Raw genomic sequence first — 22,879 nt, 5'->3', positions numbered from 1 at the left:
TGCGAGCCATAGCGATTCGATCAGATTGAATTGGTTCGCGACGAGCCTTTCTCCCCGCCACGCTGACGGCGGATGCTATCGTTTTCGCTGTGGCAGATGAGCTATCGCTCCGTACCCGTATCCAGCTGTGGGCGGTTCGCAAGGAGTATTGGCTTGCGCGCACGCTTCTACCTAAGGTCTATTCGAACGATGCGCTGATCTGTTTCAACAGTCATGCGTTCCTTGATGATCCGGACTTTCAGCGCGCGTATCAACGCGGTGTTCGCGCCCTGGGCGGAACGGACTGGTACCAGTGGCACTGGCGGGTGCATGTCGGGCTCTGGGCTGCGGCCAGCGCCAACAAGGTGAAGGGCGATTTCGTCGAGTGCGGAGTCAGCTACGGATTCTTGAGCAGCGCCATCATGGAGTACCTCGATTGGGATCAGCTGGGTAAGACGTTCTATCTGCTCGACACCTTCGCCGGCCTCGATCCGCGCTTCGTCAGCGCGGGTGAGCGCAGCGCCGGCGCGCTCGAAAAGAGCGACAAACTTGTAAAAAATGGCATGTACGTGAGCTCGGTGGACAGCGTCAAGGCGAACTTCGCGCAGTGGAAGAATCAGCGCGTCATCGTCGGGTCCGTTCCCGAGACGCTGGCCGAAGTCGACACCGATGCTGTCGCATTCCTGCATATCGATATGAACTGTGCTCCACCAGAAGTGGAGACGTTGCGGTATTTTTGGCCGCGATTGTCGCCGGGCGCGTTTGTGCTCTTGGACGACTACGCGAACCGTGGCCGCGATGAGCAGCGCATCGCCATGGATGAGGTGGCGAGTGAATTGGGTGTAAGTGTCGTCGCCCTGCCCACCGGGCAGGGACTGATCATCAAGCCACCGCAGTAGCGGCCATTCCTCACTGGGTTTTCCGCCGGACGGCGTCTTCGAAGAGGTCGGCGGCCTTGGAGACGCTCTCTTCAGGGCTGGTCATCGCCGTAGCAAGCTCGCGGGCCGCCACTGCATACTCCGGGGCCAGGATCCGGCGCAGGTCGGTGACCAGTGTTTTCCTATTGGTCGCCGAGAAGCGGCGGGCAGCACCGACTTTCAATCTGCCGAGCTGGTTGCCCCAGTACGGCTGATCGGCCGTGCTCCACAGGATCAGGGTAGGGATACCGGCCCGCAGGCTCGCGGCCGTGGTGCCTGAGCCGCCGTGGTGAACAACTGCCCGGCTGGCCGCGAAGACCGCCGAGTAGTTGACGGCGCCGACGACCTTGACATGGTCGGGATGAGAGATATCACCGAAATCTGTGCCTCCGGCGCAGACCAGCGCCCGCTCGTTCAGTTCCGTACAGGCAGAACCGATCATCTCGATCGTGTCGGCCGGCGACTCGAGTGGAATGCTGCCGGTGGCAAAGCAGATCGGCGGCGTTCCCGCGGCGATCCAGGACGCGACGTCGTCGTCGGCCTCGGTGGAGAGGCCCATCGTGAGTGCCCCAACGAAGGGCCGCTTGCCATTCCATTTCGCCCATTCATGGGCCAGTCCGGGGACCGAAACCGCGTCGTAGGCCTGGATTTCGACGGCTCCTCCGCGCGCGATTCGACGCGGTGCGGGACCTGTTGCCTTGGCCAGGCCCAGTTCGCGCCGCTGCGCGTCCTCCGCGCTTTTCGTCGCGCGCCAGAGCAGCCATTCAGACAGCATTCCGCCCGATCGTACGAGCGGTGCCGGCAGCATGGGAAGCAGTTGACCATTGGGTCGCATCGGGAAGTGGTGCAGCATCATCAGCGGGATGTCGAAGTACTCGGCGACGTTGGCGGCCGATTGTTCGAAATTGAGACCCGTCGACAGCAGATCAGCCCCTTCCGCCACGGAGGCGAGCGTGGCGCTGGTGTCACTCCAATACCGGGCGATCGGTGCCCACAGCTCACGCAGCGTACCGACAGGATTGCGTACCAACTGAGCCCAGAAGTTTCGCAGGAACTCGTCCTGCAGGAAATCCTGTAGTTCCGGGCCATAAGGAACCACGGTCAGCCCAGCGGACTCCGCGAAGGCGACAAGGTCCGGAGGGACAGCCAGACAAACGTCGTGTCCTCTTCGGGTCAACTCGCATCCGATGCTGACCGACGGTTCGACGTCGCCGCGAGTTCCGTAGCACGCCAGCGCAAACTTCATTCTGTTCCTGGCCCTTCAGTTGTTGTCGCGTTGGTGGACCCGAACACTGAGTCATTATCTCTGGTTCTCCAACTGTCGCAAGGCAGTTCGGAATTCGATAAGCCGGTCTGAAACTCAGAACTCTGCCATAATTCGCCCATGGTGCGCACTCATCCGGTTCGGAAGTCGCGAGATTGGGTCATCTTCAAGCTGAACGCGCAGTTCACTCAGGGGGTGCAGAAGTTCATCTACCGGTATGCCACCCGTAAGCTCGAAACAGAGAACGTCGTGTTCCTCAATTACGGCTATGAAGAGGATCCGGCAATGGATATCCCGTTGTCGGCGTCCGATGAGCCCGATCGGTATTCCATTCAGCTCTATCACAGCACCGCTACCCAGGCGGAGCTCGATGGTAGACGAGTGTTGGAGGTCGGTTGTGGCCATGGCGGCGGGGCCTCGTACCTCGTACGCGCATTGCATCCGACCTCCTATACGGGGCTGGACCTCAACCCGGACGGGATCGAGTTCTGTCGCAGGCGGCACAATCTGCCGGGTCTGGAGTTCACGCACGGCGACGCCCAAAACCTGCCGTTCACGGATCAGTCCTTTGATGCGGTAATCAACATCGAGTCGTCGCACCTATACCCCCAATTCTCGGTATTTCTTGAGGAAGTGGCACGTGTGCTCCGCCCCGGAGGGTATTTCCTCTACGCGGACGCCCGAAGCGCGCAGGATGTCGCCGGCTGGAAGGTGGCGCTCGCGAACGCGCCGTTGCGAATGGTGTCCGAGCGGGGGATCAATGTGGAGGTCCGGCGGGGGATGGCGAAGAACTTGGAGCGTTGGCGGTACGTGATCGATCGCGCCACGCCGACGATCCTGCGCGGTGTGATCCGTAGATTTGCGCCGGCCCAGCGAGCTTACGAGGACCTGCGCAGCGGAGGGGCGGTGGAGTACCGGATGTACAGCTTCACCAAGGCGTAATCGGTGCGGCAGATTCCTCTTCCGACAAGGAATTTCATCGTTTGTGAGTTCCATCGTGTGGGTATAGTCGAGTCATGAACGTTGTCGAGTCGATAGAGCGCGGGCTGGATTGGCTCGCGACGCCCAGGCAGTTACCCGGGCGTCTGGAGATGGAGACTCGACGGGGCAGACGTCTGGAGCTTGAGGTCGTGTCCGTCGCGATTCGGCTGCCGATCCTCAATGGCGCCGTGGTGCGGCTCCCGGTGTTTGTCATGCTGATGCCGGCCGGAACATCTCCCATTGAGGGAACTCAGGCTCGCCCCGAACCACAGGATGACTAATCTAGTTTCGTAACGCTGCGACACGTATGAATCATTCGTCAGATGCGTTCCTTTGAGTATCGCCTTCTCGAGGTTTCCCGCCTCCATCCAGGCAGGGCTTTCGGGGTGCTCCGCACACTTCTCTCGATGTGCGCCGAGGCACGCTGTGAGCATGCTGTGCTCCATGTATTGAGGGTGGTGCGGGTGATCTCTGAGAGGGTCGGTACATTATCGGCGGCGCGTGCATAACAATGTTTTCCGCGGAATTCGTTGCGGCGTGGACGGGATCCGCTGAGGTGGCCAAACGATCGTGGATATCTACGGTATTTCTTATAGATGAGAACTTAATTCGTAGTGGTTTGTCACCACATTTACTTCCGGGCCTTCGCTGTTCCCCTGTCCTGTGTTGCTAGCGGGACTGCGATGCCATCGATTTCGGGCTGAATCTTAATTCAGGTCGCCATGAGTTCATTCTGAGCGCACTTGGGTGTAACACGGGCGGTGCCACGCGCAATGTAACGGAATGGACCGATTTGTTACCTGAACTCGATAAACCTCTAGATGTTGAATTCTCGGCTACTTCTTCAAGCTACTTGACTAAGGCCTGCTGCTGGTTTCGATATTAGGTAACAGGTGTAGCCAGTGTTGGCCGCATACTTTGCTGCAGGGCGTAGCTAGGTGCGGAAACCTGATTGCTCTCGCGCATGGCGGTACACTCGACTTACGTGGCGTGCTCAGACTTGGTATACTCATGTGCGCGATCTTCGCAACAGATAGATAGTTCTGAAACCGTATTTGACCTGGATAAATACATTCATACCGATATTGTGGCTAATTAGTTGCGGCAGCGAACCGTGATGTGTCAAAGTTGCGAAGATTAGAACTTTGTGAAACCCGCTACGCCGCTATAAATTCAGCCGTATGTTTGCGATGTCCACCGAAGCAACCTGGAGAAAGCGTGAGCATCAATCCATTCGATGATGACAAGGGAAGCTTTTTCGTCTTGGTCAACGACGAGGAGCAGCACAGCCTATGGCCGGCTTTCGCCGACGTGCCTGATGGCTGGCGGGTTGTATTCGGCGAAGCGGATCGTGCCGCCTGCCTGGAGTACATCGAACAAAACTGGACTGATATCCGGCCGAAGAGCCTGCGTGAGAGATTGGCGCAGGGTGGGGGTCTTGGGCGCTGAACCTTCGGAGAGGGGGTAGGCGAATGTTGGAGTCTGATGACAGGGCATTACCGCTTTCGCGCGGACAATTGGATATCTGGCTTTCCCAGGAAAGCGGTCTTGTCGGTGCGGAGTGGCAGCTTGGCCTTTTGGTTCGAATCGAAGGAAAAGTAGAACGAGTTCTACTTGAGCAGGCCGTCCGTCAGGCAATCTGTGAGGCTGAGCCTGCGCGGGCCGCCTTCGTTGAGGTCAATGGTCAGATCGTTCAGAGGGCGATTGACCATTCGGAGCTCGTGTTGGCCTTCCACGACGTGCGTGATTCCGAAGATCCTGTCGGGCACGCTCGCGAGATCGCCTCATCGATCCAACGCACATTGATGCCGCTGACCGACCAACTGCTGAAATTCGCGTTGATCCGGACTGCGGACGATGAGTACTACATGTTCGGGCTGTGCCATCACATCAACCTGGACGGCTTGGGCATGGCGATCGTGAGCCGCCGAATAGCGTCGATCTACTCGGCGCTGGTCGCGGGAGATCCGATTCCCGACGCCTACTTCGGCACCCTGCAGGACCTGGTCGACCTGGAGGCAGAGTACGAAGCGTCTGCGGACTATCTAGAGGATCGCGAGTACTGGAGCCGTAACCTTCCGCCGGACAGTGGGCTCGATCCTCGGCCGCCGCATGCTCATGAGGGCCATGAGGGCTACACGCCGTCCGCGTCGGTTCAGATCGATGACGCGGTAGTCGGCGAAATCAAAGACTTGACAAAGGCTTTGCGTGTTCGCCGGTACTCGGTGATCACGGCGGCCTGCGCGTTGTTGGTGCGCGGATGGTCCACGAGCGGGTCGGAAGTGGCGCTCGACTTTCCGGTGAGCCGACGTGTTCGGCCCGAGTCGAAGATGCTCCCGGGCATGCTGGCCGGCGTGGTGCCGCTGGTGCTCAGTGCTCCGCCGGAATCCACGGTCGCCGAATTCTGCCAGCACGTTGATGTACGCATTCGCGAACTGCTGAAGCACCAGCGGTTCCCGGCGCATATTCTTGACGGCGGCGAATTTGGCCTCCGGGGCCCCCGCCAGGCGGGAAATCGCGTCGCCATCAACTTCATTCCCATGCGACTCACCTTGGACCTGGCCGGCGTACCCGCTACGGCGAGCTACACCAACCACGGCCCGATGGGGCACTTCGGACTCTTCTTTATCGGAGCTAGTGACCAACTACTTCTGAGCACCTCGGGCGACGGACTGCCGTTCTCGAAATTCGGAGTGCCGAATCTGGCGGAACGGTTGCAGCGGCTCCTATCGGAGATGGCGGCCGACCCTGATCGGCGTCTTTCTTCACTGAATTCCTTGGTCGACGATGAGCTCGCGAGTTTGGTTGACGTCGGCAACACGGCGGTTCTCGCCGGGCCGCTCGCTGAGCGCGTATCGATTCCCGAACTGTTTGCCTCCCAGGTGGCCGCCGATCATGATGCCGCGGCGCTGACGTTCGGTGAGCGCACCCTGACGTACCGCGAGCTCGACGCGGCCGCCGACGGTCTGGCGCGTCGGCTTGTATCGCACGGAGTGGGCCCGGGCGACCGTGTCGTCCTGCTTTCGGATCGGTCCGCCCAGGCGGTTATCGGAATATTGGCAGCATTGAAGGTCGGGGCGGCGTACCTGCCGATCGACCCGGCGGTACCGGCCTCGCGGCTGGAGTTCATCCTCGATGATGCGGCGCCGGTCGCCGCGATCACGACCGCCGGGCTCAGGGCGCGACTAGACGGTTTCGATCTCGCCATCATCGATCTCGATGTGGCCGATACTCCACTCGATACCGTGCCGGCGGCTTCATCGCCCGGCCCCACCCCCGATGACATCGCCTACATCATCTACACCTCGGGGACCACTGGAGCCCCCAAAGGCGTTGCCGTCACACACCACAATGTCACTCAGTTGATGTCGACGCTCGATGCCGGCCTGCCAAACCCAGGGGTATGGCCGCTATGCCATTCTCTGGCGTTCGATGTTTCGGTGTGGGAGATCTGGGGCGCACTACTCCGCGGTGGCCGGCTGGTGGTGGTACCCGAATCGATAACGGGCTCACCTGCGGACTTCCACGATGTGCTGGTCGCCGAACAGGTCACCGTGCTGACGCAGACTCCGTCGGCTGTGGCGATGTTGTCCCCCGAAGGCCTGGAGTCCACGGCGCTTGCCGTGGTGGGTGAGGCGTGCCCTCCCGCGGTCGTCGAGCGGTGGGCTCCCGGCCGGGTGATGATCAATGCTTACGGACCGACCGAGACCACGATGTGTGTGGCGATCAGTGCCCCGCTGGCAGCGGGGTCGCCGGATTCTGCGGTTCCCATTGGCGCGCCGGTATCCGGCGCGGCGCTTTTCGTGTTGGACACCTGGATGCAACCGGTGCCGGCCGGGGTCGTCGGGGAACTATATGTGGCCGGGGAAGGCGTCGCCTGCGGCTACGTCGGTCGCTCCGACCTGACAGCCTCGCGCTTCGTGGCATGCCCCTTCGGGCAGCCCGGTACACGCATGTACCGCACCGGAGACCTGGTGTCGTGGGGAACTGACGGACAGCTGCAGTATCTGGGCAGAGCCGATGAGCAGGTCAAGATCCGCGGGTACCGCATTGAACTTGGTGAAGTCCAAGCCGCGCTGGGAGCGCTCGATGGGGTGGACCAGGCAGCAGTGATCGTCCGTGAGGACAGGCCCGGAGACAAACGTCTCGTGGGCTATGTCACCGGGACCGCTGACCCCGCCGAAGTGCGCAGCACCTTGGCGAAACGTCTTCCGCCCTACATGGTTCCGGCCGCGGTGGTGATGCTTGAGGCGTTACCGCTGACGTCCAACAACAAACTGGACACTCGCGCGTTGCCGACCCCCGAATACGGCGGCCTGGGTGCTGACTATCGGGCGCCGGGCACTGCCGTCGAGGAAATCCTGGCCGGTGTCTATGCCCAGGTGCTCGGTCTTGATCGAGTCGGAGTCGACGACTCTTTCTTTGATCTGGGCGGCGACAGCATCCTGTCGATGCAGGTGGTCGCCCGTGCCCGGGCAGCGGGTGTGTTGTGCCGGCCGCGTGATGTCTTCATCGAGCAGACCGTGTCGCGGCTGGCCGCTGTCGTCGAAATCTCCGGCGGCGAAGCCGATGTGGTGGACGAAGGCCTCGGACCTGTGGACGCCACACCCATCATGCGCTGGCTGCACAGCGTGCAGGCTTCGGCGGGCGCGGTCGACGAGTTCAATCAGACACTCGTGGTTCAGGCACCCTCGGGCGTCTCCGAGGACGACGTGGTTGTCGTGTTGCAAGCTTTGCTGGATCGGCATGCCACGCTGCGGCTGCGCGCCACGGACAATGACGGCGAGTGGTCGCTGCTCGTCCCGGAAACGGGGGCGGTAACTGCCCGTGATTGCCTACATGTTGTCGACGCCTTGTCGGATGATGCGTTGGTGGCGGCCCGTTCTCGGCTGAATGTGGCGACCGGATCGATGTTGAGCGCGCTGTGGATTCCCGGCGCCGAACAGTTGGCGCTGGTGATTCACCACCTGGCCGTCGACGGAGTGTCCTGGCGAATTCTGTTGGAAGACTTGAATATCGCGTGGGCACAGCATCGCAGTGGAGCGGATGTGGCGCTGCCGACCGGTGGGACATCCTTCGCCCGCTGGTCCTCGCTGCTGGCCGAACACGCGCGGTCTGCGGATGTGGTGGAGCAGGCCGACGCCTGGAAGCAGGTACTGGCGACACCCGCCCGGGTGTCCGCGGTCCAGCCTGCCACCGACACGTACGCCAATGCCGGACGGCTATCCCTGTCCTTGGACGTCGAGACCACGAGGCAACTACTCGGCGACGTGCCTGCTGCGTTTCACGCTGGGGTGCAAGACATTCTGCTGATCGCCTTCGGCCTTGCCTGGAACGAGTTCCTGGGCGCCGGGGGAGCGCCGATCGCATTCGATATCGAGGGCCACGGGCGGCAGGAGGAAATCGGCGAAGCCGTCCATCGCCGTATCGACCTGTCGCGCACCGTCGGGTGGTTCACCACCAAATACCCAGCGTCATTGGCGGTAGGCGAACTGTCATGGGGGCAGGTGGCAGCGGGTGGAGCTGCCCTCGGTCAGGTGGTCAAGGCAGCCAAGGAGCAGCTGCGCGCCCTGCCCGACGGGTTGACCTATGGTTTGCTGCGCTACCTGAACCCCGATGTCGACCTGGCGGGGCCCGAGCCGACGATCGGCTTCAACTACCTCGGGCGCCTGGGTGCGGGAGCGGACCTCTCCGAGGATTTCTGGCGGATAAGCCAAGAAAGCTTGTCGATGACCGATGTGGCTGCGGCGATTTCGATGCCGCTGGCGCACTCGGTAGAGCTCAACGCCGGGATCCTCGAGACAAATTCGGACGCCGGGTCGGGTCCCGAGCTTCGGGCCAACTGGGCTTGGGCGCCTTCAGCTTTGGATGGTGCTCAGGCTGATCGGTTGAGCCAGTTGTGGTTTGAGGCTCTGGGCGGGATATGCGCTCATGTGCGTTCGGGTGGAGGCGGTTTGACGCCATCCGATCTGGCGCCCGCACTCCTGACCCAGCCCCAGATCGATGCGCTGGTGCAGCAGTACGAGATCGCCGATGTCCTCCCGCTTACGCCGCTACAGCAGGGGCTGCTGTTCCAGGCCGGATTTGCGGAGGCCACCGGGGATTCGGTGGGCGACGACGTGTACGCGGTTCAATTGGGGCTCACCGTGACGGGACCTCTCGACGCGGCTCGCTTGCGTACCGCTGTGTACACGGTGGTACGGCGCCATCCGAATCTGGCCGCCCTCTTCAGCGAGGAGTACGGGGAGCCCGTACAGATCATTGCCGCAGATCCTGTCATCGCTTGGCAGCATGTTGAATTGGCCGGCGACATCGATGAGCAGGTTGAGCGGCTGTGTGCGGCAGAGCGCGCGGCGGCCTGCCGGATTTTCACCGAGCCGGTCTTCCGGGCGACGCTCATCTCCGGGCTCGGTGGTCCTGCGGAGAACCGGCACCGGCTCGTCCTGACCGCTCACCACATCGTGATCGATGGTTGGTCGCTGCCCATCTTGCTGCAAGAGATCTTCGGTGCCTACTACGGGCAGCGTCTGCCGTCAGTCACTCCGTACCGTAACTTCGTCACCTGGTTGGCGAGGCAGGATCGCGTTGCGGCGCAATCGGCATGGGGTGCTGCTCTCGACGGATTCGAGACTCCGACGCTGGTTGGTTCGCTCGCCACGGCAGGTCGCCGGGGCGTCGAGTCCTATCGGATATCGGAGCACATCACCCGCTCGCTCTCCGAGCTGGCCCGTGCGCAGCGCACCACCGTCAACACGGTGCTCCAGGCCGCGTGGGCTCAGGTGCTGACCTGGCTGACCGGCCACCATGATGTGGCATTCGGCACCGCGGTGTCGGGTCGCCCCGTCGACCTGGCCGGGGCCGACGCGATGGTCGGCCTGCTGATCAACACGGTGCCGGTGCGCGCGAACATCACCGCGGCCACCACCGTCGCTGATCTGCTGGACCAGTTGCAGCGCACCCACAACGACACCGTCGAGCATGAGCACTTGGCGCTCAACGAGATTCACCACGCTGTCGGTCTCGACAGACTTTTCGACACGCTATTCGTGTACGAGAACTACCCGATCGACGTCGGCGCGCAGCTGGGTGTGCAAGAGCTGGCCATCACCGACTTCAGTAGCCGCGAATACAACCATTACCCGCTCTCGGTCGTGGCGATGCCTGGACACGAGCTGGGCCTGCGTGTCGAATTCGATACCGACGTCTTCGAATTGGCTGCGATCGAGATTATCGTCGACAGGTTGCGGCAGGTGTTGACGGCCATGATCGCCGACCCCGCCACACGGTTGTCTTCCATAGACCTACTCGATGCCGGCGAACACGATCGGTTGGACACGTGGGGTAACCGCGCGGTGCTGACCCGGCCGGAGCTGACGTTGACCTCCATCCCGGAGCTCTTCGCCGCACAGGTCGCGCGCGCACCGGAGGCAGTCGCGATCACCTGTGGTGAACGTTCCTGGACCTATGGGGAATTGGATGCGACCGCCAACAGGTTGGCGAACCACTTGGTGACCCGTGGCGCACGCCCGGGTGAGCGGGTGGCACTGCTGCTTCCCCGTACCGGTGAGGCGATCGCGGCAATTCTGGCGGTGCTCAAGACCGGCGCGGCGTACCTGCCGATCGACCCCGCACACCCCGACTCTCGGGTGGAGTTCGTGCTGCGGGACGCGGCACCGGTTGCCGCCGTCACCACGGCGGACTTACTGCCGCGGCTCGGCGGATCCGGGGTATCCGCGATCGACATCAACGATCCGGCCGTAGATCGGCAGTCCGACACCGCATTACCCGTCCCCGCGGTGGACGACATCGCTTACATCATCTACACCTCGGGAACCACCGGCGCTCCGAAGGGGGTGGCGGTCACTCACCGCAACGTTGCCCAGTTGTTGGAATCGCTGGACGCAGAGCTGGATTTGGGCCAGGTATGGACCCAATGCCACTCCCTGGCCTTCGACTACTCCGTGTGGGAAATCTGGGGTGCTCTGCTGTACGGCGGGCGGCTACTCATCGTGCCCGACGCGGTTGTGCGCTCCCCGGAAGAACTGCACGCCATGCTGGTCAGCGAAGAAGTCAGCGTCTTGAGTCAGACTCCTTCGGCCTTCTACGCGTTGCAAACCGCGGATGCGCTGCAGCCCGAAGTGGGGCAGCAGCTCAAGCTGCAGACAGTGGTCTTCGGTGGAGAGGCACTGGAGCCGCAGCGTCTTTCGCCATGGTTCGACAGTCACCCGGGGCTGCCGCGGATGATCAACATGTACGGCATCACCGAGACGACGGTGCACGCCTCCTTCCGGGAGATCGGCAGTGGTGACGTTGTCAGCAACAGCAGCCCGATTGGTGTGCCGTTGGAGCATCTGGCCTTCTTCGTCTTGGACGGTTGGCTGCGCCAGGTGCCGGTAGGTGTCGTCGGTGAGTTGTATGTGGCGGGGTCCGGCCAGGCGAGCGGGTACCTGGGACGTTCGGACCTGACGACAACACGTTTCGTCGCATGCCCATTCGGGGCGCCCGGATCGCGGATGTACCGCACCGGAGACCTGGTGCAGTGGGGCGAAGACGGCCAGCTGCGGTATGTGGGACGTGCCGACAAGCAGGTGAAAATCCGCGGCTACCGCATCGAACTGGGTGAGGTACACGCGGCACTGGCCCGCGTGGACGGCGTGGATCAAGCGGCGGTGATCGCACGTGAGGACCGGCCCGGCGATAAGCGGTTGGTGGGTTACGTCACCGAATCGATCGCGGGGACTTTGGATCCCGCGGCGGTGCGCTCCGTGCTGGCCGAGCGGCTACCCGCGTATATGGTCCCCGCGGCCGTTGTGGTGTTGGCTGCCTTGCCGTTGACGGTCAACGGCAAGCTCGACACACGCGCGCTGCCCTCACCCGAGTACCAGGACGCCGATCATTACCGGGCGCCCGAGGATGCCGTCGAGGAAATCTTGGCCGGTATCTACGCTCAGGTGCTCGGCGTAGAACAGATCGGTGTCGACGATTCTTTCTTCGACCTTGGTGGGGACAGCATTTCGTCGATGCAGGTGGTGGCCCGTGCGCGCGCCGCCGGTCTGTTACTGCGGCCACGCGACATCTTCGTCGAGCAGACCGTATCGCGACTGGCGCAGGTAGCGGTGTTCGCTGACGGAGCGACGGCAGTCGTGGACGAGGGCACAGGTCCGGTGGTGGCCACGCCGATCATCCAGTGGCTGCATGGGCTGGGCGGCAAGGTCGATGAGTTCAATCAGACCGTGGTGCTGCAAGCTCCCGCGGGAGTCACCGATGACGATGTGGTCATCGTGCTGCAGGCCTTGTTGGATAGGCACGCCACGCTGAGGCTTCGTGCCGAAGATACCGGTGGTGAGTGGTCGCTTCTGGTTCCGGAGACGGGGGCGGTAGACGCGCGCGATTGCCTGCTTGCCGTGGATGCGTTGACGGAGGAGGCGCTGTATCAGGCGCGTTCGCGACTGAACCCCGCTACCGGTTCGATGCTGAGCGCGCTCTGGGAGCGCGGCAACAGTCGCCTGGTGCTGATCATTCACCATCTGGCGGTGGATGCGGTGTCGTGGCGAATTCTGTTGGAAGACTTCAATATTGCGTGGGCGCAGCACCACGGTGGACAACCGGTGGAATTGCCGTCGGGCGGGACGTCATTTGCCCGATGGGCGACGCTGCTGGACCAGCACGCACGCTCTGCCGACGTGGTGGCGTTGGCCGACACGTGGCGCGAGGTAGCGGCGATCCCGGCCGCGTTGCCGCCGGCACACCCCACGATGGACACCTATGTCAGTGCGGGGCAATTGTCGGTATCGCTGGACGCCGACCTCACCCGGGAGTTGCTGGGTGAAGTGCCCGCCGCGTACCACGCTGGGGTCCAGGACATCCTGCTGATCGCGTTCGCCCTGGCGTGGAACGAGTTTCTCGGTTCCCGTGGTGCGCCGATAGGAATCGACGTTGAAGGCCACGGTCGCAACGAAGAACTGGGCGGGACTCTCGAGCGAGACATCGACCTTTCTCGCACCGTCGGCTGGTTCACCAGTAAGTACCCAGTGTCGTTGGCAGTGGGTGAACTGTCGTGGGCGCAGGTGGTTGCCGGTGATTCCGCCCTGGCTCCCATCATCAAGGGCGCCAAGGAACAACTGCGCGCCCTGCCCGACGGACTCTCGTACGGGCTGTTGCGGTACCTGAACCCCGACGTCGACGTCGCGGGACCGGACCCGGCGATCGGGTTCAACTACCTCGGACGGCTCGGTGCCGGCGGTGCCGATCTCTCCGAAGACCTGTGGCGGATCGACCAGGATGGGGTGTCGATCACGGCCGCGGCGACATCGGTACCAACACCGTTGGGGCACACCGTCGAGCTCAATGCCGGTGTGATGGAAGGCGCCGGGTCCGACTCCGGTCGGTTGCATGCGACATGGACATGGGCGCTATCGGTGTTGAGCCACGATCAGGTCGACAGGATCAGCCGGCTCTGGTTCGACGCGCTCGCCGGGATCTGCTCCCATGTGCGCGCCGGTGGTGGTGGGCTCACTCCGTCCGATATCGTTCCGGCGCGTCTGAGCCAGCGGCAGATCGACGAGCTGCATGAGGAATTTCAGATCGCCGACGTTCTGCCGCTGACTCCGCTGCAGCAGGGGCTGCTTTTCCACTCCAATCTGGCACCAGATGCCATGGAGGGCAGCGACGACCTGTATGCGGTGCAGCTCGATGTGGCCTTGAGCGGTCCGCTGGATCCGAAGCGGCTCGAGGAGGCGGTGCACACCGCGATCAAACGTCGCCCGAACGTGGTTGCCACGTTCTATGAGGAGTTCGGTGAGCCGGTACAGCTGATTCCGGCCGATCCCGAACTGGCATGGCAGTACATCGAGCTCGACGTGGACGGTGGCGCTGATATCGAGCAGCGGGTCGAGCGGCTCTCCGCCGCGGAGCGGGCCGCGGTCTGCGACTTGGCCGGGCAACCCGCGTTCCGGGCGGCGCTGGCCAGGACCGGTGAGGACCAATACCGGTTCTTGGTCACCAATCACCACATCGTGCTCGACGGGTGGTCAAAGCCGATCCTGCTGCAGGAGATCTTCGCGAGCTACTTCGGCGAACGCCTGCCCGCGCCGGTGGCCTACCGCAGGTTTGTCACCTGGCTTTCTGGACAGGACAACAGTGCCGCACGCTCGGCCTGGGGCAAGGTCTTCGAAGGTTTCGAGACCCCGACCCTTGTCGCACCGCCGGGACGAATGATGCTGGGCCGAAGAGGGGTTGAGTCCTTCGAGGTGTCTGCCGAGACCACGCAGGCACTCGGCGAGCTCGCTCGTTCCTGCCGAACCACGGTCAGTACTGTGCTGCAGGCCGCGTGGGCTCAGCTGCTGATGTGGCTGACCGGCCAGACCGATGTCGCCTTCGGCACCGCGGTGTCGGGCAGGCCCACCGACCTCGTCGGGGCGGAATCGATGGTGGGTCTGTTGATCAACACGGTGCCGGTTCGCGCGACCATCACCTCGGCCACGACCATCGCCGATCTGCTGAATCAGCTGCAGGGTGCCTACGGCGACACACTGGAGCATCAGCACCTGGCGCTCAACGAGATTCATCATGCCGTCGGGCATGATCAGCTCTTCGACACTATGTTCGTCTACGAGAACTACCCGATCGACACGGCTGCGCTATCGCGTGTGCACGAGTTGTCTATCACCGGGTTCAGTAATCGTGAGTACAACCATTACCCGCTCGCGGTGCAAGCCACACCGGGCCACGAGCTGGGGCTTCGCGTGGAATTTGACACCGACGTCTTCAACGCTGTCCGAATTGGAAAGTTGGTCAAGAGGTTCCAGCGTGTGCTGGAGGCCATGACATCCGATGTCAAAGGGAAGAAGAAGGAGCCCTCATGAGCGCCGATCCCACCCGGACTTTGTTGTCGATGGATCTTCTCGACGACGACGATCACGACCGGCTCGACGAGTGGGGCAACCGGGCGGTGCTCACCGAGCCGACCGCCGCACCCGTCTCGATCCCGGTGTTGTTCGCAGTCCAGGTGGAGCGCGCGCCGGAGACCGTCGCGCTGGTGTGCAGGGACAGGTCGTGGACTTATCGCGAACTGGATCTGGTCACCAACCGCATTGCCCACCTGCTGGCGGGTAATGGAGCAGGACCGGGAGAGGTTGTGGGGCTGCTGGTTCCGCGCTCGGGCGAGGCGATCATCGGGCTTTTGGCAGTACTCAAGACCGGGGCTGCCTATCTGCCGATCGACGCCGCCCATCCCGACGAGCGCATCAAGTTCATGGTGTCGGATGCGGGACCGGTAGCGATTCTCACCACGGCCGACTTGAGCTCGCGATTCGACGGACTCGATGTGCGGGTGACCGAAATCGACGATCCCCTCATTGATGGCCAGCCTAGTTCCGCGCTCTCCGCGCCGGAACCCGATGACCTCGCGTACATGACCTATACCTCGGGCACGACCGGTGTCCCCAAGGCGGTCGCGGTCACCCACCACAACGTCACGCAGTTGGTGGACGCGGTGCGCGCCGATCTGCCGGCCGGACCCGGCCATGTGTGGTCGCAGTGGCATTCGCTGGTCTTTGACGTTTCGGTGTGGGAGATCTGGGGCGCGCTGTTGCACGGTGGCCGCCTGGTGGTGGTGCCCGAGTCGATCGCGTCTTCGCCGGACGAACTTCACGACCTGTTGATCAGCGAGAAGGTCAGCGTCCTGTGCCAAACCCCCTCGGCGGCAGGCATGTTGTCGCCCGAACGGCTGGAGTCGACGACGCTGATCGTCGCCGGTGAGGCCTGCCCGACCGAATTGGTGGATCGGTGGGCCACCAGCGGACGAACGATGATCAACGCCTACGGTCCGACCGAGGCCACGATCTACGCGGCGATGAGTGGACCGTTGAGGCCGGGTTCGGATGTGGCACCTATCGGTTCACCGGTTCCCGGGGCCGCGCTGTTCGTTTTGGACAAGTGGCTGCGGCCCGCACCCGAAGGCGTTGTCGGCGAGCTTTATGTCGCCGGTAACGGGGTCGCACCCGGCTATGCGCACCGATCCGGATTGACCGCATCGCGGTTCCTGGCTTGCCCCTTCGGTGGGCCCGGCTCGCGGATGTACCGCACCGGCGATCTGGTGCAGTGGGGTGAGGACGGCCAGCTGCAGTACCTGGGCCGCGCCGACGAGCAGGTGAAGATTCGCGGGTATCGCATCGAATTGGGTGAGATTCAGGCTGCACTGGCGCGCCTGGACGGCGTGGAGCAGGCGGTGGTCATCGCCCGCGAGGACCGCCCCGGCGACAAGCGCCTTGTCGGCTACATCATGGGAAGCGCCGATCCGGTTGAGGCCCGCACCGCGCTCGCGGAAAGGCTTCCGGCGTACATGGTTCCGGCGGCAGTGGTGGTGCTGGAGACACTGCCGTTGACGGTGAACGGCAAGCTGGACAAGCGCGCGCTGCCCGCACCTGAATACCGCAGTGTCGGTACGGATTACCGCGCACCGTCCGGACCTGTCGAGAAGATCTTGGCCGATATCTACGCCCAGGTTCTCGGCGTGGATCGCGTAGGTGTCGACGAGTCGTTCTTCGATCTCGGCGGCGACAGCATTCTGTCGATGCAGGTGGTGTCGCGTGCGCGGGCGGCTGGGGTGTTGTGCCGGCCACGTGACATCTTCGTCGAGCAGACCGTCAGTGGGGTAGCGGCGGTGGCCTCCCTCTCGGACGGTCAGGCCGGTGTTGTCGACGAGGGCATCGGCCCGCTGTCGGCCACCCCGATCATGCACTGGCTGCACGGCGTCCAAGGTCCCACTGACCAGTTCAACCAGACAATCGTCCTGCAGGCCCCCGCGGGGGTGGTGGAGGACGACGTCGTCGTCGTGCTGCAGGCGCTGCTGGACCGGCACGCCACCCTGCGGCTGCGCGCCGAGAACGACGGCGCCTCCGACACCGGGGTGTGGTCACTGACCGTCCCGGAGAAGGGTGCGGTGAACGCGCGCGATTGCTTGCGTGTCGCCGAGACGTTGTCGGACGCGGAGTTGGTGGCAGCCCGTGCTCAGCTGAATCCGGCCGCGGGATCTGAGCTGAGCGCGGTGTGGGTCCCCGACACCCGGCAGTTGGCCCTGATGATCCATCACCTGGCGGTGGACGGCGTGTCATGGCGAATTCTCTTGGAAGACTTGAATATCGCCTGGGCGCAGCACCATAGCGGGCAGCCGGTGGAGTTGCCGACGGGAGGGACCTCGTTCGCCCGTTGGGCCTCGCTACTCGACGAACACGCGCGTTCCGCCGAGGTGGTCGCAACGGCCGATGCCTGGCGAGAAGTGACAGCGGTTCCCGCAGCACTGCCCGCGGTGCTGCCCGGGCTGGACACCTACGCGACGGCCAAGACGCTGTCCGTGTCTCTCGATGCCGAGACCACCCGGGAGCTACTGAGTGAGGTCCCCGCGGCTTTTCACGCGGGGGTGCAAGACATTCTGCTGATCGCGTTCGGATTGGCCTGGAACGAGTTCCTGGATTCCAACGTGGAGTCCGTCGGCATTGGTGTCGAGGGCCATGGGCGCCACGAGGAGCTGGCGGACGATGTCGACTTGTCGCGCACCGTCGGCTGGTTCACCACGAAGTACCCGGTGGCGCTGAGTGTCGGTGGGCTGTCCTGGCAGGAAGTATCCGGTGGGGCCGCCGAATTGGGGCCAATCATCAAGGGCGCCAAGGAACAATTGCGCGCGCTTCCCGATCCGTTGACGTACGGACTGCTGCGCTACCTGAACCGTGACGTGGACCTGGCGGTGGCGGAACCGGTTATCGGATTCAACTACCTCGGTCGCCTCGGTGCCGGCGCGGCGGATCTCACCGACGAGCTCTGGCGGATCAACGAGGATAGCCTGACCTCAACCAGTGTGGCGTCTTCGGTGTCCATGCCGCTGATGTACACGGTGGATCTCAATGCCGGAATCGTGGAGGGTGGACTCGGCGACGAGTCCGGCGCGCATCTGCGGGCCGGGTGGACGTGGGCACCCTCGTCGGTCACCGAGCCGCAGGTGCAGCGGCTGAGTCAGCTGTGGTTCGAGGCCCTCGCCGGGATCTGCGCGTATGTCCGCGGCGGCGGCGGCGGGTTGACCCCGTCCGATATCGCTCCCGCACAGTTGAGTCAAGAGCAGATCGATGAGCTGCACGAGCAGCACAACATCGTTGATGTGCTGCCGCTGACACCCATTCAGCAGGGTCTGCTCTTCCACACCACGTTCGCACGCGCGGCCGGGGTGCTGGACGACGACGCGGCGGGAATCGACTTCTACGCGGTGCAGCTCGATATCACGGTGACCGGTCTTGTCGACCAGCTCAGGCTCCGCGACGCGGTTCACGCAGTCGTCCGCCGTCATCCCAATCTGGCCGCTCGATTCTGCACGCAGTTCGGCGACCCGGTACAGGTGATTCTCGCCGAACCGGTGATCGCATGGCGATACCTCGACCTTCGTGGGGACGATCTGACTCCCGACGAGGAGATTCAGCGGCTCTGCGCTGCCGAGCGTGCCGCGGTCTGCGACCTCGCCGATCGACCCACGCTGCGCGCGGCGTTGATTCGCACCGAGGGAAACAAACACCGGTTCGTGCTGACGTTCCACCACGTCGTGATTGACGGCTGGTCGTTGCCGATCCTGTTGCAGGAGATCTTCGCGAGTTACTTCGGTCAGCGGCTTCCCGCGCCATCGGCATACCGCAACTTCGTCGGCTGGCTGGCGGAACAGGATCAAGACGCCGCACGGGCGGCCTGGCGTGAGGTGCTGGCCGGTTTCGATACCCCGACTCTCGTCGCTCCGCCGGCACCCCCGGGTGCCAGGGGCGTCGAGTCCTATCGGGTGTCGGCCAAGACCACGCAGGCCCTTGCCGATCTCGCACGATCGCAGCACACCACGATCAGCACGGTGTTGCAGGCGGCGTGGGCGCAGCTGCTCATGGTGGTGACCGGACAAGACGATGTCGCGTTCGGTACCGCGGTTTCGGGGCGGCCCGCAGAGCTTGCCGGGTCCGATTCCATTGTGGGTCTGCTCATCAACACGGTGCCGGTGCGGGCACGCGCCACCGCGGCCACCACGGTCGCGGAGTTGTTGGGGCAGCTGCAGAGTGCCCATAACGACACCATCGAGCACGAACATCTGGCACTCAACGAGATTCACCACATCGTGGGCCACGAGCAGCTGTTCGACACGCTCTTCCTGTACGAGAGCTACCCGATTGACACCAGTGCATTCACGGGTGTGCAGGAGCTGGCCATCACCGAGTTCGTCACCCGCGAGTACAACCACTATCCGCTGTCGGTGATGGCGCTGCCGGGTCATGAGCTGGGCATTCGCGTCGAATTCGATACCGACAAGTTCGATACGGCCGGTATCGACGCCGTGTTCGAGCGGTTCGAGCGGGTGCTGACGTCGATGGTTGCCGATGCCTCGCAACGACTCTCGTCGCTCGACGTGCTGAAGACCAGTGAGCACAAGCAGCTCGACGGCTGGGGCAACCGCAAGGTACTGGCGCGGGGACCGGAGCCGGTGTTGTCCATTCCGGAATCGTTCGCCGAGCAGGTCAACCGCGCCCCCGAGGCGGTGGCGCTGACATTCGAGGGCCGCTCCACAACCTACGGCGAGCTCGATGAGGCCGCCACGCGGCTGGCGAATCTACTGGCGATCTACGGCGCCGGTCCGGGTGAGTCGGTGGCGCTGTTGATGCCCCGCTCCGACGATGCGATTGTGGCGATCCTCGCGATTCTCAAGACCGGGGCGTCGTACCTGCCGATTGATCCGTCGGTGCCGGACACGCGACTGGAGTTCATGCTGTCCGATGCCGTGCCCATCGCGGCCGTCACGACCGCTGAGCTGCGCGCGCGGTTCGACGGGTCCGGAGTCTCGGTCGTCCAGTTCGACGATGCCGAAGACGACCCCACAGGTGCCATCTACGGCCATGCGCCGTTGCTCACTCCGGCACCTGATGACGTGGCGTACACGATTTATACCTCGGGAACGACCGGTGTCCCCAAGGGCGTGGCCATCGCGCACGGCAATGTGACACAAGCACTGAAGTTCCCGCTCACCCACATGCCCACGGGGCCTGGTGAGGTGTGGACGCAGGCGGGGTCGCTGGTCTTCGACATCACCGTATGGGAGATCTTTGGGGCGCTGCTGCATGGTGGCCGACTGGTCATCGTTCCGGATTCGGTCGTTCGGTCGCCGGATGATTTCCGCGATCTGTTGATCCGTGAAAAGGTCACCGTTTTGTTCCAGACCCCCTCGGCGGTGGGAATGCTGTCGCCGGAGGGACTGGAGGGTATGACGTTGGTCGTCGCCGGTGAAGCCTGCCCCACCGAAGTGGTGGACAAGTGGGCGCCCGGACGGGTAATGATCAACGGCTACGGTCCGACGGAGACGACGATCTATGCCACGTTTGGTGAATTGATCGCCGGATCGGGTGTGGTACCGATCGGCGTTCCGGTTCCCGACGCCGCGTTGTTCGTGTTGGACCGGTGGATGCGACCGGTCCCACCGGGTGTGGTCGGTGAGTTGTATGTGGCTGGACTTGGTGTCGGCCTCGGTTATGTGGGCCGCTCCGCGCTGACCGCCTCACGGTTCACCGCGTGCCCGTTCGGGGAGCCGGGAGCGCGTATGTATCGCACCGGGGATTTGGTGCGCTGGGTCGCCAACGGTCAGCTCGAGTACCTGGGCCGCGCCGATGAGCAGGTCAAGATTCGCGGCTTCCGCATCGAGCTTGGTGAGATTCAGGCAGCCCTCGCCGACCTGGACGGGGTGGCGCAGGCGGCGGTGATCGCCCGCGAGGACCGCCCCGGCGACAAGCGCCTGGTCGGGTACTTCATCGGCGCCGGTGAGCCCGCCGAACTGCGCAGTTCCTTGGCCAAGCGACTGCCGCCCTACATGGTGCCGGCCGCGGTGGTAAAGCTGGAGGCGCTGCCGCTGACGGTCAACGGCAAGCTCGATAAGCGTGCCCTCCCCGTGCCCGAGTACGACGACGCGGCCCGCTACCGCGCTCCGGCCAATGCGGTGGAGGAGACACTTGCCGGCATCTACGCGCAGGTACTGGGCGTCGAGCGGGTCGGGACCGACGATTCGTTCTTTGATCTGGGTGGGGACTCGATCTCCGCGATGCGGGTGGTTGCCGCGATCAACACCTCGCTCGATGCTCAGCTGGCGGTGAGAACCCTCTTCGAGTCGCCGACAGTGCGAAGTCTGAGTGCGTACCTGGACGGCGCGGCAGGCTCCTGGGCCAACGGACCGACCTATGCATCCGTGCATGGACCCGGCGCCTCAGAGGTAAGGGCCAGTGACCTCAAGCTGGACAAGTTCATTGATGAGGCAACGCTGCAGGCGGCTCCGGCGCTGCCGCGCGCCCATGCGCGTCCGCGAACGGTGCTGTTGACCGGAGCGACCGGTTTCCTGGGGCGCTACCTCGTGCTGCAATGGCTCAAGGAGCTGGAACAGGTCGACGGCACGCTGATCTGCCTGGTGCGTGCCAAGTCCGACGAAGAGGCCCGGCGCCGTCTCGACAGGACCTTCGACAGCGGCGATGCGGAATTGATCCGGGTGTACGAAGCGCTCGCCGCTGAGCGGCTGCAGGTGATCGCCGGTGACAAGGCTGAACCCGGCCTCGGTCTGGATGACGAGACCTGGCAGCGGCTGGCCGACACCGTCGACCTGATCGTCGATTCCGCGGCGCTGGTCAATAGCGTTCTGCCCTACAGCGAGCTGTTTGGACCCAATGTGGTTGGCACGGCGGAGCTGATCCGGTTCGCGTTGACCACGAAACTCAAGCCGTACACGTTCGTCTCGACGGCCGACGTCGGGCGAGAGATCGAGAAGTCGACCTTCGTCGAGGATGCCGATATCCGGCTCATCAGTGCGATTCGGCCTTCCGATGGGAGTTATGCGAACGGCTATGGCAACAGCAAGTGGGCCGGCGAGGTGCTACTCCGCGAGGCCCACGAGCAGGTTGGTTTGCCAGTCACGGTGTTCCGTTCGGGCATGATCATGGTCGGCACCAGCTATGCGGGCCAAGTGAATGCCTCCGACACGGTCGCCCGAATGGTGCTGAGCATTGTCGCCACCGGAGTCGCGCCCCATTCTGTGTACCGACTCACCGACGACGGGAACCGTCAGCGCGCGCACTTCGACGGGCTCCCCGTGGAATTCGTTGCCGAGGCGATCACCAGGCTCGGCGGCCAGGCGGCAGGCTCGTCCGCCGGATCGTTCACGGGATTCGAGACCTATCACGTGATGAATCCGCATGACGACGGCATTGGAATCGATGAGTACGTCGATTGGCTGATCGAAGCTGGCCACCCGATTGAACGCATCAGCGATTTCAGCGAGTGGGTGACGCGCTTCGAGTCTGGCCTTCACGAATTGCCGGATCATCAGCGCCAAGGCTCCGTGTTACAGATGCTGAAGATCTTGCAGGATCACGGTTGGGACGGGAAGCCGCCGGAACCCTCGCGGGGTTCGATGGCTCCGGCCGACCGATTCCAGGCCGCGGTGCGTGAGGCCAAGATTGGTTCCGGTCACGATATTCCGCAAGTCTCGGCGCCGATCATCGCTAAATACGCGAGCGACTTGCGATTGCATGGATTGCTTTAGCGTGCGAGGAATTGTCGGGGTCGCAACGCAAGCTGTTTCATGATGGCTAAGTTTTTTGAGCTGCCTTCTGCCGAAATGATCAGCCTTCTCACCAATGTAGCCAGCGCAATTCGCCGCATTTTGGCTGGCGCTGCCATTCGTGAGCAA

General features: G+C 63.4%; 7 protein-coding genes. 6 read left to right on the top strand and 1 reads right to left on the bottom strand.

The genetic code is table 11. From position 1 onward, the window contains the following. The first annotated feature begins 89 nt into the window (after window positions 1-89). Window positions 90-878, top strand: a complete 789-nt coding sequence (locus B4400_RS04425) for a TylF/MycF/NovP-related O-methyltransferase (RefSeq protein ID WP_078308001.1) — start codon at window positions 90-92, stop codon at window positions 876-878. Window positions 879-888: 10 nt separating this feature from the next. Here the strand turns inward: B4400_RS04425 and B4400_RS04420 are convergent, their stop codons facing one another. Beyond that, window positions 889-2,142 carry a glycosyltransferase gene (locus B4400_RS04420; protein WP_078308003.1) on the bottom strand — a complete coding sequence of 418 codons (1,254 nt, stop codon included), beginning with the start codon at window positions 2,140-2,142 and terminating at the stop codon, window positions 889-891. Between the two features lie 180 nt (window positions 2,143-2,322). On the opposite strand from B4400_RS04420, the gene mtf2 reads away from it, so the two are divergent. From mtf2 to B4400_RS04390, 5 genes are all read left to right on the top strand, one after another. Beyond that, entirely contained in the window at window positions 2,323-3,102 is a 780-nt protein-coding gene (mtf2, locus tag B4400_RS04415) for a fatty-acid O-methyltransferase Mtf2 (protein WP_078308519.1), read from the top strand. Window positions 3,103-3,176: 74 nt separating this feature from the next. After that, window positions 3,177-3,422 carry a hypothetical protein gene (locus B4400_RS04410; RefSeq protein ID WP_078308005.1) on the top strand — a complete coding sequence of 82 codons (246 nt, stop codon included), beginning with the start codon at window positions 3,177-3,179 and terminating at the stop codon, window positions 3,420-3,422. Between the two features lie 937 nt (window positions 3,423-4,359). Further along, window positions 4,360-4,590: an MbtH family protein gene (locus B4400_RS04400; RefSeq protein WP_005062145.1), complete on the top strand. Its 231-nt coding sequence runs from the start codon at window positions 4,360-4,362 to the stop codon at window positions 4,588-4,590. 26 nt (window positions 4,591-4,616) lie between these two features. Beyond that, window positions 4,617-15,005 (top strand): amino acid adenylation domain-containing protein, encoded by a 10,389-nt coding sequence (locus tag B4400_RS04395; RefSeq protein WP_502688381.1) that lies wholly within the window; start codon window positions 4,617-4,619, stop codon window positions 15,003-15,005. Further along, window positions 15,002-22,732, top strand: coding sequence for a non-ribosomal peptide synthetase (locus tag B4400_RS04390; RefSeq protein WP_078308009.1), 7,731 nt, complete (start codon window positions 15,002-15,004; stop codon window positions 22,730-22,732). The genes B4400_RS04395 and B4400_RS04390 overlap by 4 nt, the downstream gene beginning before the upstream one ends. Window positions 22,733-22,879 lie beyond the last annotated feature (147 nt).

Source organism: Mycobacterium sp. D16Q13 (genome assembly GCF_002013375.1).
GTDB lineage: Bacteria > Actinomycetota > Actinomycetes > Mycobacteriales > Mycobacteriaceae > Mycobacterium.
The sequence above is the reverse complement of the archived record's forward strand: the minus strand, read 5'-3'. Positions and strand labels throughout refer to the sequence as shown.

Excerpts from the sequence above, each read along its gene's own strand:
- B4400_RS04420 (WP_078308003.1), bottom strand. The coding sequence starts at position 2,142 with ATGAAGTTTGCGCTGGCGTGCTACGGAACTCGCGGCGACGTCGAACCG.
- B4400_RS04410 (WP_078308005.1), top strand. The coding sequence starts at position 3,177 with ATGAACGTTGTCGAGTCGATAGAGCGCGGGCTGGATTGGCTCGCGACG.
- B4400_RS04390 (WP_078308009.1), top strand. The coding sequence starts at position 15,002 with ATGAGCGCCGATCCCACCCGGACTTTGTTGTCGATGGATCTTCTCGAC.